This is a genomic window from Portibacter lacus (assembly GCF_021533215.1).
Taxonomy (GTDB): Bacteria; Bacteroidota; Bacteroidia; order Chitinophagales; family Saprospiraceae; genus Portibacter; species Portibacter lacus.
This window is the reverse complement of the sequence record NZ_JAJNKA010000010.1, coordinates 128953-148036: the sequence shown is the minus strand read 5'-3', so window position 1 is coordinate 148036 and position 19084 is coordinate 128953. Positions and strand designations below refer to the sequence as shown.

Sequence of the window (19084 nt, the reverse complement as noted above, 5' to 3'; positions counted from 1 at the left end):
CGCTTCAAGATCTATGAAGAACCTTATTACAATTATTGCTTTATTCCTAACAGCAACCCTTTATGGTCAACCCGTAAATGATGACTGTGCAGGAACAATTAACTTAGGTACAGCTCCTGTATGCCAGGATATCATATATTCTAACACTGGCGCAACTGCTTCTGACATAGGAAGTAATAACGTTCCGGACTGCTTCATTAACGATCCATCCAGAGATGTTTGGTTTAGTTTTGTGGCCGATTCAGAGTTAACTGATTACGTTATTCAGATCAATGGATCCGATGAAAATGGTAGTCCTCTAACTAATATTCAAGCTGGATTATACCGTGGATTTTGTCCGGATAACATCTTTGCTTTAAATACTTGTGCGACATCAGAAGCAGGAGAATCCACTTTAAACTTTGAAGTAACTAACCTGACGCCTAATGATTTGTATTATATCAGAGTTGATAATTTTACTGGAGATGAAGCAGCAGGTGATTTCACGATTTGTGTAGTTACCAAAAGTGCTGAGTATACGATGTTAGATGATAGTACTACGGACTGTGAAGGAATACTTTATGATACTGGAGGCGCGAACGGAAATTATAGCTCAAATGAAGATAATGTTTTCACGATTTGTCCAAGTGTGGTTAATCAATGTATAGCTTTCAATCTTGAGTACTATAATATTGAAAATGGAAGTGATCAATTTATCTTTTATGATGGACCAGACACTGATTCAGAAATTATTACCTCTTTTTCAGGATTTGACTTTGATGATGTCAATGGAAATGGAGGTGTATGCAAAACCATTTATGGTAGTAATTGCTTAACGGTCAGAATGATAACGGATGGCAGTATAGAGATGGAAGGCTTTAAAGCTAGCTGGCAATGTAGTGATAGAAAGTGTGAAACTCCGAGATCAATAAATGTAAACACAGGGGCAACGGCAGAAGCGCTAATAGAGAGTTTATCTTCTTCTTTAGTAGATATTGTCGTTACCAATATAGACTGCGCTGATGGTGCATTCGGGACCTTTCAGGCTGGAGACAATTCAGACCTTGGTCTTGAAAAAGGGATATTGCTTACATCGGGATCGGCAGCTTTAGCAGTTGGCCCTAACAGCAGTTCAGAAACTGGTGCGGAATTAATTACAGAAGGTGATGAGGACTTAGATGCATTATCTAAATTACTAGGAACTAACCTTGCTTCTACAGATGCTTGTATCATAGAGGTGGAAGCTACTGTAAATTCAAATGAATTAAATTTCGAATTCTTATTTGGTTCTGAAGAGTATCCAGAATTTGAAACTTCAGAGTTCAACGATATTTTTGCATTATTTATAGAAGGCCCTGGAATAGAAGGACTGCCTGAATTAGGTGGTAAGAAAAATTTAGCGCTTATCCCTGGAACAAATACTGCGATAGAGATTAACAGCGTAAATAGTGAATCCAATTGGGAATATTTCAGAAATAATGAAGGTGGTAAGAGTACAGAATATGATGGATTAATCGTAGGAAGAAATGGCAATACTAAAAGTTTAACGGCTTCAGCTCAAGTGATTCCTTGTAATACTTATAATCTAAAATTTGCCATTGCTGATCGAGTAGATTTTGGTTGGGATTCTGGCGTATTTATTTCAGAACTAACGAATACGGTTCCAGACTTATCGCTAATTACTTCTTATGGTTTTGATTACCTGTTAGAAAAATGTTCAGATGGTCAAGATCAGTTAGTAATCCAATTAAATACAGCACAGGAAAATGACTTAAAATTTGTACCTGAATTAGGTGGTACTGCTACTTTGGGAGTAGATTACGAAATTGACCTACCAGATACTATTGTCATCGAAGCAGGACAAACATTAGTTACTTTTCCAGTAACAGTTTTTGCAGATGACCTTAATGAAGGAACAGAAACCATAGAAATAACTTTCAACAATGATTTCGGATGTGGTGAAATAGAAATAGTCACACTAACGATAGAAATAAGAGAATCGATAGAAATAGAGTTAGAGAATGGGCAAGATACAGTTTTCGTTTGTTCAGGAATAGACTATACTTTATCTGCAAGTGGTGCAACGAATTACGTTTGGTCACCAGCGGATAATCTTAGTGATCCTAATATTCAGAATCCAGTTTTCGAAAATCCACAAGAGACGACAACATTCACCGTAATGGGAAGTATCGATCCATTCACGGATCCTGCATGTGCAGGTACAGCAACTGTTACCATTGTTCCTATAGAACCAGAGGTAAGTATTGTAACCGATGATGATCTAAGAATGTGTCTAGGTGATAGTATCACTGTTAGTATAGAAACCAACACCAATGGGATGGGGATTACGTGGGACAACGCAGATCTAGGTGTTCTTTCACCTGGTTCTCAGACAACTGTAATAAAACCAACAACGACATCAATCGAACCTATACCTTATATTGTTTTTGTAGAATTAAATGGATGTGTAGCGAGTGATACGCTTTACCTACAAGTGGATGAGTTTATTTTTCCTGAAGTTCTCGTAACAGATACCATGATATGTGAGGGGTATCCGCTTTTATTAGCTGAAGATCCATTAAGCGTAGGTACTAAATATCAATGGACGCCATCTGATAATCTAAGTAATGATACAATCCCTAATCCAATATTGACACCTAAGGAAGATCAAACATATAAACTTGTTGCAACTAGTTATTCAGGGGCGTGTGCAGATTCAACTGAGATCAATGTTACCGTTCAGCCTAATGAATTAACCATTACGCCGCCAGATACCGTATTTTTATGTTTTCCAGATTCTATCATGTTATCCACCCAAGGCACTTCTAATGGTCTTAATATTTCATGGGCAAATAGTGATATAGAAAACATTTCATCTATGGAAGGTCCGGAAGTACTTGCAAAGCCAACTGTATCTGGATATGCGATAGCGACAATGGATTTCGATGGCTGTATTGCAACTGATTCAACATGGATTCAAGTTGATTCACTTCCTGCAATGGAATTTGAAATCATCCAAGAAAAGGATATGTATTGTATCGGTGAAGTAATAACAATAGTTTCCTCAGGATATAATCAAACTCATTTCCCTAATATATCATTTATGTGGGAATCTGCACCGGGCATCGTTAGTGATCTTGATGATCGAAACTTAGCGATAGTTGCTGCAGATACAGCAACGTTTAGAAGAATAGCTACGAATGGTGCCTGTATGGACACCATAGAAAAAGAAATATTTGTTTTAGATCCAGCAGTTGAAGTACTGGTTTCTGATACTTCTGCATTATGTCCATTTGATCCTGTTCAGTTGATGATAGAGACAGAGCATGAATTAGAAGAGATCATGTGGGATCCAGGTATGCCAGACTTAACTTGTGATGACTGTATAGATCCGATAGCTTCTGTAGGCAGTACAACGACCTTTACGGTCAGTATGAAAGCGGATGGTTGTCCGACGACAGCAATGGGGACTGTGAAAATATTAGATGCTTTCTTAGCGATCAATTTCAGTGATAATAATGTCTGCCCGGGCTCGCCCGTACAACTATCCATACAGGCCAATGGAGAAATTTCTAATATAAAATGGAGTCCTGCAAGTGTTTTATCTTGTAGTGATTGTCCTAATCCAATAGCTACTGTGGATGAAAGTACCACTTTTACGGTAACAGTGGATGTAGATGGTTGTGAATATTCAGCGCAGAATACATTGCAAATTGATGCCTCGATTCGACCGATTCAGGTTACTGTATCGCCTAATGATACCGTACCAGCTGGGGGAGAAATTACTTTGATGGCAGATGAACAAACATCTTTCGGCCCGAATACAACCTTTGAATGGTTCGAAGAGGGAAGCTCTTTAGGTGTTTCAAGTAATCCATTTACTACTACACAAGATACAGGTAGAACTAGTTATTCAGTTCGAATAATCGATGAAAACGGATGTACATGGGAAGGCAACACTTTTGCAGTAGGTGCATTTCCTGAATTCGATCTACCGAACGCATTTACTCCTGATAATGATGAAGCAAATGATGTTTTCAGACTTGTCCAAAGATCGCGAGCAGAATTAGATAACTGGGATGTTAAGAAATTTGCGATTTACAATAGATGGGGAGAAAAGGTTTTCGAATGTGAAGATATCGAGTGTGCTTTAGAGACTGGTTGGAATGGTCGATTACCAAATGATAAATTGGCTCCTTCTGATGTGTATATTTATACGATTCAGATTGAAATTGATAATGGTGATACGATAGATTATAGAGGTGATGTGACTTTGTTGAGGAATCAGTAGGTTAGGGTTAATTGGAGTGGATCAGGTTTGATGAATTTAAAAAGTTGGTTTGGTTGATCTCAACCTCTCTAGTCCTTATGCTGAAAACTAAAAACCACACTCAAAATAGCTCGGCAATACTTGCTTGCACTCATGGCGCTGCCCGGCGTGCAGATCTAATCAGTCCCAGCGGGACGACACCTTGCTGTTTTAGAAATATCAATCTCATTAGTCTTGACTAAAAACTAAAAACAAAAAACTAATAACTGCACTCAGTATAGCTCGGCAATCCTTGCTTGCACTCATGGCGCTTCTCGGCGTACCGATCTAATCAGTCCCAGAAGCACGACACCTTGCTGTTTTAAAAGTATCAATCTCATTAGTCTTGTCTAAAAACTAAAAACAAAAAACTAATAACTACATTCAATATAGCTCGGCAATCCTTGCTTGCACTCATGGCTCTATTCGGCGTACCGATCTAATTAGTCACAGAGGGACGACAACTTGCTATTTTATAAATATTAATTTCACCAGTCTTGCCTGAAAACTAAAAACAAAAAACAAATGACTGCACTGATAATAGCTCGGCAATCCTTGCTTGCACTCATGGCGCTGCTCGGCGTACCGATCTAATTAGTCCCAGAAGAACGACAACTTGCTGTTTTAGAAATATCAATCTAAAATTCTACTTTGAAACGTAAATTAACCCTCCTTGAGGTAAGGGCATTAGGAATGGCAAACTGACGATTATTAATTGCTTTCACCCATGTGTATGAGGCTATATTTCGAATCTGAAGCATATTCAAAACATCCAAACTCAACCAGGACTTCCTGAAGACACGCAATGGATGATTCGGTCGCTTTTCTTTGTTCGCACGGTCCCAAAGCATGTAAGCGAAACCAATATCGACTCGCTGGTAAAGTGGATACCTGTATGTATTTCGATAGACTTTATTATTTCCTTTTAATCCAAATGGTAAACCAGTACTGATCCCCAAATTCAAGTTCATCTTAAAGTTCTTGTTCATCGGTAGATAATCTTGGAAAAACATATTAAGACTCATGAATTGATCCGTAGGTCTTGGAACCCAATCAACTGGAGTTGCAATCGAATCACCGATTGATCGTTGTAAATGTTCGACCCCTATTAACTGCTCATTCGTTTTCAAAAATGACAAATTCACCCAAGATTCAGCTCCAGGAACAAATTCTCCATTGACCCGAACATCGATTCCTGCAGCATAAGCATTCGCATCATTCTCACCAGAATACCTGATCCGCACATTGTCTATTTCATAAGAAACAATATCCGTCATCTTCTTATAATAAATCTCTGATATCAACCGAAATTTCTTCGAACTTACCGATCTCCAATAAAAGTCATACCCTAGTCCTCCTACAAGATGAAGAGACTTCTGAGATTGCAAGTCCGTATTCAAAGAACCATCTTCTAGTCTCATCTCTCTATAAAATGGTGATTGATTATAAACCCCTCCTGACAACTTAAAGGTCAAGTCATTCCTGTTATTTATCGGCTTATACAAAACTTGAAATCTAGGACTTATAAATGATTCCTTATTTAAATCCCAGTAAGAAAACCTTGCTCCTGCTACAAATCTCCATTCTGCACTACCAGTATAAAGTGAATAGGCATCTTGAAAGTAAGCAGTAAATCGATTAGACAATAAGGTATTGTTGGTCTGGTATGAAAAGTTCAAAGGTATCGTTTCTCCATTATATGGAATCGAATATCCAGCTGAGTCTAAGCGTTCCCACTCATTGATCTTATCAAAAATGTATTCTGATTGGTACTTAGCACTCCATTCTAAAAAATGGTTAGATCCCGAACCATTATCTGATTGTAATTCTATTCCTCCTTTATATTGGAAGTTATTAACATTGGCAAATAATAAATTTCTTGTAAACTCATGCTGAGCACCAGTTCCTAGTAATGCGATCGGTTCACCTGCATTATCTTTCCCAAAATTAGTTTCTATTTGTTGTAAAAAGTACTCGCCTATAATGTCAAATGTTTCCGATTCTTGGCTCGTATATGATGAAGCTAAGAACTTCATATAGACTGGGTTTCTTTCACGCTCTGGTAAGTAAGTCAATGAAACCCCTGTCATCCCATTAGTAAAACCATCTTTCTCCTGACCTTCATAAAATGTCAATAATTGCAATGCAAAATCCACAAATCCAGCACCTTGCTGTCCTGACTCCGGAGTGAAATTATATACTGATTTATTATAATTTGCAAGCACGCCTACTTGCCATGACTTATTAATATCATAACTTAAGTAGGTCTGAAAGTCTGTGAAATTGGGCAAATATTCTCCTTCTATGTCAAGCGAACCTAGAAGGTATTTCGTCGTCTTATACCTTGCGCCTACTAGATATCTGAATTTGTTATACTTATTTTTCCCGATCTGCTTAGAACCTTCTATATGCGCTGATGCGCCAAGTAATGATCCACTTGCCGTTGCTTTAAATTCTTCCGGTCTTTTATAACTAATGTCTAAAACTGAAGAGAGCTTATCTCCATATTTAGCTTGAAATCCACCACTCGAAAATTGTAGATCTCTTATGAGGTCAATGTTAGGAAACGACAAGCCTTCTTGCTGGCTACTTCGAATCAACTGTGGACGATAAATTTCAAAATCATTGACATAAACCAAATTCTCATCATAATTTCCACCTCTCACATTATATTGTGAACTTAACTCACCTCCAGTTCCACTTGAAACACCTAACGCAATGCTAGGGAGCACACTCTCAAAATTTCCTGAAGCAGTAGGCAAGTAAACCAAGTCTTCTACTTCTTCCCTTATAATCCCTAGATCCTCGATTCTGGACTCCGTAATGGTTACACCTAATTCTGAAGTTTTAGGTGCCATCTGTGCATTAATATTTCGGGTAATTCCTTCTTTTGTTTTCTCTACAAATACTTTAGCTTCCGAATAACCAATTCTGGTAAAAATTATATAGATATCTGTATTGGCTGGTGCTTTAAGTCTATACAGACCTTCGCTGTCTGTTTCCGTAGCGTAACTCCCTCCTTCTAGGTAGACCGTCACAAAATCAATCGGCGTTCCAGCCTCAAGATCCGTAACTTTACCGAAGACTTCTATTTCCTGTCCTGATAGTTGGAATGCGCATAAAATAAGTAGAAGATATAATGTTGATTTCCCCATAATTAAGAACCGAACGAAATTTAAGCCTTGAAAGTGTTCTGACCAGTTAAAGACTTTAATTTTTTAATAGTTTCCGTTGGATTCTCGGATTTGAAAACACTAGAGCCAGCCACTAACACATCAGCACCCGCTTGTAAAATCTTTTCCGCGTTTAACAATCCTACTCCACCGTCGATTTCTATTTTGGTATTGAGATTGCGCGCTGTGATTTCTTGCTTGATCTTACGGATCTTATTTAATGTGTTGTCTATAAACTTCTGCCCACCGAATCCAGGATTCACACTCATGATTAGGACCAAATCAATATCAGCTAATACATCGTGCAATAAATCCACATTCGTATGAGGATTAAGTGCAACCCCTGCTTCTGCCCCATTTTCTTTAATCAGCTGAATCGTTCTGTGAAGATGGTCGCACGCCTCTATGTGAACGGATATATTATTCGCTCCAGCTTTCGCAAAATCTTTAATGTAGCGATCTGGATCCGTAATCATTAAATGAACGTCTACAAATTTCTTTGAGAGTTCTGCAATTCTACTGACAACAGGCTGACCAAAACTTATGTTAGGCACAAATACACCGTCCATTACATCCACATGTAACCAATCAGCTTCACTTTCATTAATCATTTCTATTTCTTCCTTCAGCTTTCCGAAATCAGCTGCTAAAATAGAAGGTGCTATAACAGGCATATTTAAACGCTTTAGTGTAGCACAAAGCTAAGCCTTAAATTTGTAATTCATAAAATGTATCCTGGAAATCACATTTGCTTGCTATTTGTCATTCTCCACACTTAATTCGCTTCTGAAATGTCGTATTCGATTATTCTTCATTCTTTTGCAAACTATTTTTGGAGGAATTATAATATCCTTGAACTAATAAGCCGTTTAAGCGGTATTCATTAAAAAATACAATTAATATGACTACGACGAAATCAAAACAGACCACAATCGCATGGTTAATTACCGGAATGGTATTATTTGCAGCTTTGGCTGGTTACTTATGGTTCGACAGATCTCAATTAGCAGAAGCTAATGTACAGCAGCAAGCTGAAATACAAGAAGTTGAAAAAATTCAAGCTGAGTTAGAAATTCAATATGAAGAAGCGATGACCAGTCTTGACGAAATGAAAACAGACAATATTCAATTAAATGCACTTATCGATGAGCAGAAAACTGAATTAGGTGTTCAGAAAAAGAAAATTGGAAATTTATTGTGGACTCAGAAAAAACTGAAAGAAGCTAAAGAAGAAATTGCCAATTTAACTACACTTTCTAATCAATACATTGCAGAGATCCAAAATCTCAAAGATGAAAACGTAACGCTGAATGCGAAAAACGTAAGTCTTGAAAAGGATAAAACGATGTTGATTGACAATCTAAATGTTCAGAAAGAAAGCAATACGCAGTTACAAACTGCTCAAGCGAAATTGATGAGCGAGAAAGAAGAGTTAGAAGAAGTAAAATCTGAATTAGAAGCAAAAGTTAACGTTGCTTCTGTGATCAGTGTTGACAATGTTGTTGCTCAAGGTCTTAAAGTGAAAGACAATGGTAAGGAGATTGTTAGAAAATCAGCAAGACAAGTTGAGAAAATGAGAGTATGTTTCGATACTGAAGAAAACCTAGTTGCTGAAGGAGGACAAGAAATATTCTATGTAAGAATCATAGATCCTCAAGGAGAAACAATGGCTATCGAATCTGCTGGATCTGGAGTTCTTACGAATGATGCTGACGGAGCGTCAATCCGATTCTCTAAAAAAGGTGTACTTAACTATGAAAACAAGCAGGTTACTGCATGCGTAGATTGGATGCCTGGAACAGCGTTTCCAAAAGGAAACTACGAAGTAGAAGTATACAACAAAGGATACCTTTCAGGGAAAGGTTCCGTACAGTTAAAATAAATCAATCTTATAGAAGTTATGAAGCCGGTAGAGCAATCTATCGGCTTTTTTTGTTTAAAAATGTTATTATGCAGCATTGATAAGAATTTCGAAAGTGCGATAAAAAAATATATTTTCCTATATTTCGAGTTAATACGCAACTATGATATTCAGAAACTTAATATTCCTTTTCTTATTGACGATTTCTTCCATTCATGGCCAAGAGCTAATGACTCAAACCATTCCTGGAACGGAGGTTTCATTCAACTTGGAACTGGTAACTGGGAATGATTCTATTCCAGATTTCTACATGGGAACGCATGAAATTCCGCATGACTTGTATGTTTTGTTTAAAAGAAAGGAATTTGATAATGCAGAAAGTGACTTACTCGATGACTATAGCCCAGATGCTGTTACGAGACCATCACCTCCGTATGAAGATATGACTTGGGGAATGGGTGAAGAAGGTGGCTTCCCGATGGTAAGTATGACTCAACAAGGTGCGTTAAGATTCTGCCAATGGCTTTATCTCAAAACAGGACAATTTTTCAGATTACCTACTCCTGAAGAATGGACTTATGTCGCTGCGCAGTTGCCGAATAAAGATGGATGGTTCGCAGAAAATAGCGAAGACAAATTCCATAAAACTGGACTGATTAGCAATGGAAATGGCTTCTATGATATGTTTGGTAATGTTACCGAGTGGACTTTAGATCGAAAAATTTTAAAAGGTGGTTCATTTATAGATTCTAGGGAAGATATCGATGCTAATACGGTGATTAAATATGATCGAGCTTGGCAACAAAGAGATCCGCAAATCCCCAAAAGTATCTGGTGGCTTACGGACGGTTCGTTTGTAGGGTTCCGAGTCATTCATCCTAGGGCTCCTATGACTAAAGATGAAATAGAAGCATTCTTTGCAGAACATATTAAGTAATGTCAATGCAATTGCCTAGTCACTAACACTGGCTAAGACTAATGGAGTAATTTTTATTTCAACTGTTTATCCTTTCAATTGTTATTAGGATAAATACTTCAAATGGAATTAGGAATAGATAGTTTTGCAGCAGTTCCTTCTGAGAACAAATCTTATGAAGCTTCGAAAAACGTTACTGCAATCAATGAATTACTAGAACGGATAGTAGTTGCTGACCAAGCTGGTGTAGACGTATTTGGGATCGGTGAACATCACAGAAAAGAATTTCTAGATTCCGCTCCTACACTGATCTTAGCTGCTGCTGCAGCAAAAACTAAGAACATTCGGTTAGCAAGTGCAGTAACTGTACTCTCTGCTTCTGATCCCGTTCGAGTATTCCAAAATTTTTCAACGCTAGACCTCATCTCTAATGGTAGAGCAGAGATAGTAGCGGGCAGAGGCTCATTCATAGAATCTTTTCCTCTTTTCGGATTCAACCTACAAGACTACGATGAATTGTTTTCAGAAAAGCTAGATCTATTGCTAAAAATTAGAGCACATGAACAAATAACCTGGAAAGGTCAGTTTAGAGCTCCGCTTAATGACCAAGCCATTTATCCTCGGCCGATACAAGCTAAATTACCAATTTGGCTTGGAGTAGGTGGCACACCAGCATCATTTGCTAGGGCTGGATCACTTGGTCTTCCATTAATGGTTGCAGTAATCGGTGGGGAAACGCATCGATTCAGACCACTTGTTGATTTGTATAGAGATGCTGGTCGCAAAGCAGGTTTCGCTCCTGATGCCTTAAGCGTTGGCTTACATTCTTTCGGATATGTGGCAGGGTCAAAGGCGGGTGCCATTAATGATTTCTATCCTGGTTACGAGAAAATGATGAATAAAATCGGAAAAGAACGAGGCTGGGCACAAATGAGCAAGGAACGATTTATACCTCAGATTGATACGCTAGGAGCCATTGTGCTTGGTAGTCCAGAAGAAGTTGCTGAAAAAATTATTAGACATTCTAATGCACTTGGTGGAATATCACGATTTACTTTCCAGATGGATGTCGGACTAAGTCATGATCAACTCTTAAACTCAATAGAATTAATAGGACAGAAGGTAAAACCTATCGTTAATGAAATGGAAACTCAAGTTTAATTTTCGGGCTCAAAAACGTGTAGACGACTCATAATCTGCACCTTCCTTACTATCCTCTACTGACTTTATCCATGCGTCTAATTCTTTTTCTAAAGCCTTAGCTACCTCTGGAAATTCTCCTATAATGTTCTTCTTTTCGTATGGATCATCAAGAAGATTATAAAGCTCATATTCACTGTTCTGCTTCTCTTTGATCAATTTATATTCGTTATTCACCCATGAAGTACTTGGTCTACAAATAAATCCAATCGGTTTTGTTCTTTCAGTCGTTTTTCCATGAAGTGCATCAAGCACACTAACGCCGTCGATCGGTCGATTATCTGGATGTTTCATATTCAATAGATCCAGAATCGTAGGTAAGTAATCACTCGTAACCATCGGGAAGTCAACTTTTCTACCACCTTCTATACTGCCTTTCCACACTGCAAATGCAGGAACTCTAACGCCTCCTTCATACAAACTTCGCTTCCGTTCTCTGAAATCTCCGGCACTTCCTGGAGTCTTTCTTTCTGGACCATTATCACTACAAAAGAAGATAATCGTTTCTTCTTGAATGCCCATTTCCCCTAATTGAGTCCATAATCTCCCTAGTTGTTCATCCATGGCCGTTATGGTTCCGTAGTAAATTTGTCGTTGTAGATCTAGCTTACTGTAAAGATCTCTATGCTCCTTATTACTGACAACTGGTAAGTGTGGTGTATGAAACCAGATGGTGGAGAAAAATGGTTTTTGCTCTTCTTTTGATTTTTCTATAAATGGCAGAACGCGATCCATAATGATTCTTGAATCGTCTCCTTCTAGATTATGCTTGACTTTTTTATCTTCGCCAGTCCAGTAAGCGGTTCCATAAGCTTTAGTAGAATCACCATTCTCCACAGCACGCCAGCCATAATGTTTGCTTTCACCTTCGCCGAACTTAGCAGGAAAGATCATAGGATCATAAGTAGGAACCTTAGATTCTGAGCAAAAATAAGTATCATATCCATGTTCTGACGGTATGCTAAACTCATGTTCAAACTTAGCCTTCCCTCCCCTATTGGCATCTAATTCCTTCTTAGTTAAAGTTCCTAAATGCCATTTTCCAAAATGACCTGTTGAATAACCTACTCCTTTTAATATTTCTGGAATCGTGACCTCATCTTTTAACATATGACCATCATTCGCATATGGTATATGCATTCGCAATGGATTTCTACCTGTAATAACACTTGCTCGAGTAGGAGAACAAACCGCCGAAGCAGAATAGAAACGACTCAGAATCACTCCACTTTTTGCCAATGAATCACTCCAAGGCGTCAAGATTTCTTCATTTCCATTAAATCCTGCATCAAACCAACCTTGATCATCTGTCATGATTAAGATGATATTAGGCTGATTGACTTGAGCATCGCAAGAAGTTAGCATCGCTACAAGCATAAAAAGTACAACTGCGTTTATCTTTAAATCTTTCATAATCAATTTGTATACATTAACTCATCCACGCTTATCAGCTGCAAATAAGCAATATTTATTAATCTAATATCGGCTTTTCCCAATCCTTAATTCCACTGCTTTCTTTCTGCGCCTCGTAGGCTTTCCAGAATGGTCTTTCCTTCGCCAATGGCACATTTTCATTGACCATATAAGGTCTAACATTGACCCACCATTCATCATAAGCTTGTCTCATCTGATTAACAATCTCAGGATTTTCTTCTGCTATATTTTTAGTTTGTCCTGGATCTTCGAAAAGGTCGTATAATGCATCATTATTTTCAAATCTATATTGCTCGCTTCTTACTGCAAACCGCACATACTGAGAACTATCAGGATTAGAAGTAAACTCATCTCCTATCCACATCTTTCCTACTTCTAAACCATTAATATTATTAGGATTAAGCGGCCATCTTCCTTGATGAACAAAACGGTAGCGATCATCAGAATCTATGTTATCTGATTCGATATAAGCCAAAAAGCTTTTTCCGTCTAGATCCTTTACATCTGAAATATCCACATCCAGTATCTCTGCTATGGTCGGTAAAATATCGTAGTGGTTAAAAAGAGTCTGTACTTCTTTACCTGCTGCAAACTTTTCCGGCCACCTAATGAAAAATGGTACTCTAGTTCCACCTTCGTGAATACTTCCTTTGTACCCCTTCATTCCAGCATTATAAGCAACGTTTCCATTGTGACCATCCCGCATGCCTTTGCCATTATCAGACATAAATATCAAAATGGTGTTATCTGCAATACCCCAATTTTTCAATTTCTCCATCAACATCCCTAGATTATCATCAATATTTTCTATCATCCCATAATAACCTTGAGCCTTGGCCGAATAACCTTTTTCGATGAATTTCTTTTTATAGCTTTCCGGAGCGATAAATGGTCCATGAGGTGCATTCGTCGTGATATAGGTGAAAAATGGTTTTTGCTCATTACTCATGCCTTTAATCCAAGACAAGGCTTGCGTAAAAAACACATCTGTGCAAAAGCCTTTTGTTTTGACAAAAGTTCCATTGTGCTTAATCGTTGGATCATCGTATTTATTATCTGGAACATCCGCACAAGATCCTGGATAAGCTTGACCTATTCCACCAGCTCCATGAATAAAGACCTCATCAAACCCACGACTTTCTGGCTGATATTCAGGTTCATCCCCTAAATGCCATTTCCCGAATATCCCACTTTTATATCCTGAGCGCTTCAGTACTTCAGGTAGTGTAGTGATTCCTAGCGCCATTCGTTCACGCTCTAGAATTGTATGAGTGATTGCATTTTTAAATGGATGTCTTCCAGTTAGAATGGCTGACCGCGTCGGTGCACATGTCGGACTAACCTGAAAATCTTCAAATGTTACGCTTTGGCTTTTCAACAGGTCCATATTCGGCGTAAAAACATCAGGACTTCCGTGGGCGGAAATATCTCCATAACCTTGATCATCTGTAATCACAAGTATAATATTAGGGCTCACAGATTTCTGGTCGCATCCGACGGTAATCACTAGTAGTAATAATAATAAACTGAAAGAAAATCCTTGCTTCATCACTTTTGTAAAATTTTGGGTCAATGTTGATTTGTTTGTAATTTAATTATTCTCAGGGGATTCAAAATCTTTTCGATCGTCAAGTATGAAAGTATTTTTTAATCTTTGCAAAAATATCAACAATGATTATTTATATACTTTCTCTCATTCTAAGTGTATTTTCAATAGAAAAAGATACTATTCAATTTCGGGATATCGCAGATTCAAACTTTCAATACACTCTCGTAGATTCACTTCCCGATCCACTTGCTGCAAAATGGCAAGGTGGTGAAGTATGTGAATTGCTTAAGGAAAACGAACGATTTAGAACATTGAAATGTACTTTCCCGCCAGGCGGTGGCCATGATAAGCATTTCCATGCCCCTCACTTTGGCTATGCTCTATCTGGAAGCACTTTTAGAATAGAAGATGCAAATGGGGTTAGAGAAGTTGAGTTGAAGACCGGCTCACATTTTACAAGTGATGGTGTAGATTGGCACCGAGTAATTAATATTGGTGATAGCACATCTGTTTATCTCATATTCGAACCTAAAAATTAAACTTAATTGTAACGCTATAACATTGACCTAAAAAAAACCATTATTACTCGGATACTTAGTTCTATTTTTCCTCGTGCAATTAAGCTGCAAGGCTTTCGGCTAAGGTCTAGTGCGCCTTGTACAAAAGATTACCTTATCTTCACTAGAAGCAAATCAAAAAAAGTTCGAGAAATAAAAACGGATTTGCAACCTTTTAGAAAAACCATCGTATTCTAGTTTATATTCAAAGAAAAGACATTGCAAAGCGACAACGAATTAATTCAACTGGTACAAGCGGGCGACTCTGGGAAAGTCGGAGTACTGTATGAAAGGCACAAAAAAGACCTTTTCTACTACTTCTATAGAATGACCAATGATAAGCTTAAGAGTGAAGACTTAGTCCAAAATACTTTTTTAAAAGTCCTCAGATTCAGTCATCATTTCAAGAAGGAACAACAGTTCAATTACTGGTTGTACTCTATCGGTCGAAATGTATTTCTTGATACGGTTAACAAGAAAGATGTTCTGAAAAATTCAGCGACGGAAGATGCATTATATAACCATAAGGACACAGAATCCATCATCGATTCTGCTATGGAAAAAGAAGAAAAACATGAAATGTTGCATATCGCATTGAACAGACTCGATCCTAAGAAAAAAGAAGCGATCGTTCTTAGTAGATTTCAAGGTCTTAAGTATAAGGATATAGCGACATTAACGAATAGCACTGAAACCAATATCAAATCTAGAATTCGTAGAGGAATCGAAGACTTGAAAATTATTATGAATAAACTTGAATTAAGATAAAATGATAGATAAAAATAATTGCTCACACGCTAAAGATCTTTTGCTTGAAGAAATTCAAGAAGGGATGACTCCAGCAGGCTTCGAAATATTCTTGGAAAAGCATGCTGATTGTAGACAAGAGCTCATCACATTTTACGATGTAATCAAAGATCTGGATGAATTAGAGAAAGTGGAACCCTCTGATCGAATGGATGCTAAGTTTTATGCGATGCTCGCTTCAGAACCAAAGAAAAACCTGACGATAAAAAGAAGCAACAATTGGCTTCGAAATCTAATGGTAGCAGCTTCCATTTTTGTAGTGGGCGCAATGGTTGGATTTTATGTGATGCAACAAGATAATGCTACGCCATTTATGGCTGAAGACACAACAGAGGATAAACACATGATTCTTGCGAGCAATTCCTCGATCCACAGATTAGAAGATATTGCTGAAATGGGCAAAGCTCCTGAATTAAATGACAAGATAATAGATGCACTGAATCAGGCCTTAATCAATGACCCGAATATAAATGTGAGATTAAGTGCAATAGAAGCAATGTTACATTATGCTGATAATCCTAAAGTAAGAGCGAATTTAATCAAAGCGATTCCATACCAAGAATCACCGATTATTCAACTCACGCTAGCTGAAGTGATGATTTCACTAGAAGAACGCAATTCAGCGGATGAATGGAGAACCCTATTAAAATCAGATAAAATAGAAGCTGATGTGAAGACGCAACTCGAGGAAACACTGGCGCCGGTGTTAAAACTTTGATTAGCGTCTTGAGTTAATTCAGCTTATTAATCATTCCATAAAAGAATAAAAATGCAACAATTATACATTTTACTGATGTCGTTACTCTTCCCACTATTATTAAATGGGCAACAATCGACAGACAAATTTGATCTAAAATATGACGTAAAGGCTTACCAAAGCATCAGAATCCATAATTTCAAAGGAGATGTGAAAGTTAAGGCTAAACAAGGAAATGAATTAAGACTAAAAGTAAGCAGAACCTTGAAGTCAAAATCGAATCAAAAACTAAAAGCAGCAAAGGAAGAAGTTTACTTGGATACAACTAGCATCGATGGAGAATTCATAGTTTTCATGATCGCTCCAGACAAGCATTTCAAGATAGACGACGATGGTTCTAGCTACTATCAAGGGGAAAACTGGGATAACTGGTCTAAGAAAAACATTAAAGACTATGGTGTGGAATATGAATTCGAAATAGAAGCTACGGTTCCACCTGGTGTGAATCTATATGCAGCGACACATCACAAAGATGTCGAAGTCTCAGGAATCCAAGGTAACACTACCGTAAAAAGCCATCATGGAAGTGTTAAGGCATCCACTGGAGGAAGCTTAGTAATTGCGAAAACTCATCATGGAGATGTCACAGTGGATCACAGTTCTAGTCAAGTACAAAAAGGGATTTACAAGACGCATCATGGAGATATAAGAACATCATTTCCAAGCGTATCAGCGATGGCTTCGATGGACAGTCACCATGGGTCTTTCTACACAGATTTCGACTATCAGCATGTTGCACAAAAAGTAAATATCAAAAAAGACGGTACGAAAGCTAAATACAAATATTCTGGTGCGACCAGTATTAAACTTGGTTCTGGCAATGGAACATTGACCTACAGAACGCATCACGGAGATACATTTATCAATAAAAATTAAAACAATAGCAATAATGAAAATATATAGTTTAGTAATAGCAATGATCCTTGGAACCTGTATGGTTTCCAATGCTCAAAATAGTAAGGGTGAGGAAATTAGAGTCGCCTTATCTAATCCTGGAAGTCACGGAGTTCTCGAAGCTAGTTCACATAGAGGTAGCATGACGGTAACTGCCTATGATGGCAATGAAGTTATCGTAACCCTTTATGCTGACGACGATGATAAAGGAAAGAACAAGTCTAAAAATGGATTAAAGAAAATTTCAGGTGGTACCGTAAATGCGGAAATTTCTGAAGGAGATAATGTTGTCCAGATTCAAACTGGGTCGCAGAATACAGTCGATGTTTCAGTTCAAGTCCCAAGAGATTTTGACGTAATATTAAGCACACACCATAACGGAGACGTGTATGTGAAGGGGATCGATGGAACTTCTGAAATTAACGCTCATCATGGAGATGTTACTTTAGAAAGTGTGGGGTCATCTGCCAATGTAAATACTCATCATGGAGAGATCAAAGCGACTTTCAGAAGCGTAGATTCTAAACTTCCTATGGTCTTAACGACTTACCACGGAGATGTAGATATTAGTTTGCCTCCAGGAGCAAACTTTAACACTAAGTTAAAAACGACAAAGGGAGATATTTATACCGATTATGAGATCGATATGAAAACTAGTGTCAACAAAGTCGAGAGTACAGGCAAAGGCACTAAAGTAGAGATAGGCGGATGGAGACATGGCGTGGTCGGAAGTGGAGGACAGGAATACATGTTGAGTTCCTATCACGGAGATATTATTATCCGAAAGAATTAAAACCTAATTAGGTTACTGATATCATTCTACTCACAGAATATATAATATTACTATTGCTAAAGATAAATGAAAAAGCAGCTCTGAGAGAGCTGCTTTTTTTGATTACGTTCGTTAAGAGTTCTTAATGAATTCCTTAAAACAAGACGACCGTTTTCCCGATTGTTTTCCCTGATTCTTGCATTTCGTGTGCTTTCTTCATATCTTCAACTGTGAATCCAGTTAAGGTTGTGGTCAATGTTGTCTTCAGTGTCCCATCATCCATCAATCTAGCAATATCATTTAATATTTCATGTTGTCTATCTATATCATCCGTGGTAAACATAGATCGGGTATACATCAACTCCCATGAAAAAGTGACACTTTTAACTTTTAATAAGCTAAGGTTAAGTGGATCACTACTCCCTGTAATCGAAACGATGTGACCTTGAGGTTTTATAATATCTGCAACTGTTTCCCAGTATGCATTGATATGCACAAAGTCTAAAATATAATTTACCTGACTATGTCCCATTTTCCCTAAATCTTCTTTAAGATTTCTATGATTCACAACGAAATCAGCTCCCATTTCTCTACACCATTTCTCAGATTCAGGTCTTGATGCGGGTGCTATAACAGTAAGTCCAGCGATTTTCTTAGCTAACTGAATGGCAATGGAGCCTCAAGTCAAAATTAAACTTAGCTGAGAATTACTTCAAACATAGTCAATACGCCATAAAGGAAATTGCTCATTTGCTTGGGTTCACGGATTCGAGTCATTTATCGAAGACTTTCAAGAAGTATTACAAGACAACGATTCAAGAATTCAGAAAAGGAGATATGCAGGTTTGTGCAGGTTAATCCTAATTTTGATCACAT

At 37.8% G+C, this 19084-nt stretch carries 14 protein-coding genes and 1 pseudogene; 10 read left to right on the top strand and 5 right to left on the bottom strand.

From position 1 onward, the window contains the following. Positions 1–13: 13 nt before the first annotated feature. Positions 14–4270, top strand: coding sequence for a choice-of-anchor L domain-containing protein (locus L2586_RS16905; protein WP_235294113.1), 4257 nt, complete (start codon positions 14–16; stop codon positions 4268–4270). Positions 4271–4926: 656 nt separating this feature from the next. Here the strand turns inward: L2586_RS16905 and L2586_RS16900 are convergent. Together L2586_RS16900 and rpe are read right to left on the bottom strand one after the other, a co-directional pair. Next, positions 4927–7443: a TonB-dependent receptor gene (locus L2586_RS16900; RefSeq protein ID WP_235294112.1), complete on the bottom strand. Its 2517-nt coding sequence runs from the start codon at positions 7441–7443 to the stop codon at positions 4927–4929. 20 nt (positions 7444–7463) lie between these two features. Next, a complete protein-coding gene (gene rpe, locus L2586_RS16895; protein ID WP_235294111.1) occupies positions 7464–8135 on the bottom strand; it encodes a ribulose-phosphate 3-epimerase in 672 nt (223 codons plus the stop codon). A 227-nt stretch (positions 8136–8362) separates the two neighbouring features. Here rpe and L2586_RS16890 point away from each other — a divergent pair, with 227 nt between their 5' ends. From L2586_RS16890 to L2586_RS16880, 3 genes are all read left to right on the top strand, one after another. Continuing rightward, positions 8363–9343 (top strand): coiled-coil domain-containing protein, encoded by a 981-nt coding sequence (locus L2586_RS16890; protein WP_235294110.1) that lies wholly within the window; start codon positions 8363–8365, stop codon positions 9341–9343. 142 nt (positions 9344–9485) lie between these two features. Beyond that, on the top strand, positions 9486–10259 hold the full coding sequence (locus tag L2586_RS16885) for a formylglycine-generating enzyme family protein (protein ID WP_235294109.1): 774 nt from the start codon (positions 9486–9488) through the stop codon (positions 10257–10259). Positions 10260–10361: 102 nt separating this feature from the next. Continuing rightward, positions 10362–11399: an LLM class flavin-dependent oxidoreductase gene (locus L2586_RS16880; protein ID WP_235294108.1), complete on the top strand. Its 1038-nt coding sequence runs from the start codon at positions 10362–10364 to the stop codon at positions 11397–11399. Positions 11400–11408: 9 nt separating this feature from the next. Here L2586_RS16880 and L2586_RS16875 read toward each other — a convergent pair whose 3' ends face one another. Both L2586_RS16875 and L2586_RS16870 read right to left on the bottom strand, forming a co-directional pair. Beyond that, positions 11409–12851, bottom strand: coding sequence for a sulfatase family protein (locus tag L2586_RS16875; protein ID WP_235294107.1), 1443 nt, complete (start codon positions 12849–12851; stop codon positions 11409–11411). A 58-nt stretch (positions 12852–12909) separates the two neighbouring features. Continuing rightward, a complete protein-coding gene (locus L2586_RS16870) occupies positions 12910–14445 on the bottom strand; it encodes an arylsulfatase (protein WP_235294106.1) in 1536 nt (511 codons plus the stop codon). A gap of 98 nt (positions 14446–14543) precedes the next feature. On the opposite strand from L2586_RS16870, the gene L2586_RS16865 reads away from it, so the two are divergent. From L2586_RS16865 to L2586_RS16845, 5 genes are all read left to right on the top strand, one after another. After that, a complete protein-coding gene (locus L2586_RS16865; protein ID WP_235294105.1) occupies positions 14544–14960 on the top strand; it encodes a cupin domain-containing protein in 417 nt (138 codons plus the stop codon). 237 nt (positions 14961–15197) lie between these two features. Beyond that, positions 15198–15746, top strand: coding sequence for an RNA polymerase sigma factor (locus tag L2586_RS16860; protein WP_235294104.1), 549 nt, complete (start codon positions 15198–15200; stop codon positions 15744–15746). A 1-nt stretch (position 15747) separates the two neighbouring features. Then, on the top strand, positions 15748–16503 hold the full coding sequence (locus tag L2586_RS16855; RefSeq protein WP_235294103.1) for a HEAT repeat domain-containing protein: 756 nt from the start codon (positions 15748–15750) through the stop codon (positions 16501–16503). A gap of 51 nt (positions 16504–16554) precedes the next feature. Then, the gene (locus tag L2586_RS16850) at positions 16555–17418 is read left to right on the top strand and encodes a DUF4097 family beta strand repeat-containing protein (RefSeq protein ID WP_235294102.1); all 864 of its coding nucleotides are present in this window, start codon (positions 16555–16557) and stop codon (positions 17416–17418) included. A 13-nt stretch (positions 17419–17431) separates the two neighbouring features. Beyond that, complete coding sequence (locus tag L2586_RS16845) at positions 17432–18229, top strand: DUF4097 family beta strand repeat-containing protein (RefSeq protein WP_235294101.1); 798 nt, start codon at positions 17432–17434, stop codon at positions 18227–18229. 133 nt (positions 18230–18362) lie between these two features. On the opposite strand, the gene L2586_RS16840 is transcribed toward L2586_RS16845, so the two are convergent. Next, positions 18363–18875, bottom strand: coding sequence for a zinc-binding dehydrogenase (locus L2586_RS16840; RefSeq protein ID WP_284284040.1), 513 nt, complete (start codon positions 18873–18875; stop codon positions 18363–18365). Between the two features lie 62 nt (positions 18876–18937). Here L2586_RS16840 and L2586_RS24860 point away from each other — a divergent pair. Beyond that, positions 18938–19066: pseudogene (locus L2586_RS24860) on the top strand (helix-turn-helix domain-containing protein); the annotation flags it as partial. Positions 19067–19084: the final 18 nt, after the last annotated feature.

Excerpts from the sequence above, each read along its gene's own strand:
- rpe (WP_235294111.1), bottom strand. The coding sequence starts at position 8,135 with ATGCCTGTTATAGCACCTTCTATTTTAGCAGCTGATTTCGGAAAGCTG.
- L2586_RS16905 (WP_235294113.1), top strand. The coding sequence starts at position 14 with ATGAAGAACCTTATTACAATTATTGCTTTATTCCTAACAGCAACCCTT.
- L2586_RS16845 (WP_235294101.1), top strand. The coding sequence starts at position 17,432 with ATGAAAATATATAGTTTAGTAATAGCAATGATCCTTGGAACCTGTATG.
- L2586_RS16850 (WP_235294102.1), top strand. The coding sequence starts at position 16,555 with ATGCAACAATTATACATTTTACTGATGTCGTTACTCTTCCCACTATTA.
- L2586_RS16855 (WP_235294103.1), top strand. The coding sequence starts at position 15,748 with ATGATAGATAAAAATAATTGCTCACACGCTAAAGATCTTTTGCTTGAA.
- L2586_RS16890 (WP_235294110.1), top strand. The coding sequence starts at position 8,363 with ATGACTACGACGAAATCAAAACAGACCACAATCGCATGGTTAATTACC.
- L2586_RS16880 (WP_235294108.1), top strand. The coding sequence starts at position 10,362 with ATGGAATTAGGAATAGATAGTTTTGCAGCAGTTCCTTCTGAGAACAAA.
- L2586_RS16900 (WP_235294112.1), bottom strand. The coding sequence starts at position 7,443 with ATGGGGAAATCAACATTATATCTTCTACTTATTTTATGCGCATTCCAA.
- L2586_RS16885 (WP_235294109.1), top strand. The coding sequence starts at position 9,486 with ATGATATTCAGAAACTTAATATTCCTTTTCTTATTGACGATTTCTTCC.
- L2586_RS16875 (WP_235294107.1), bottom strand. The coding sequence starts at position 12,851 with ATGAAAGATTTAAAGATAAACGCAGTTGTACTTTTTATGCTTGTAGCG.
- L2586_RS16865 (WP_235294105.1), top strand. The coding sequence starts at position 14,544 with ATGATTATTTATATACTTTCTCTCATTCTAAGTGTATTTTCAATAGAA.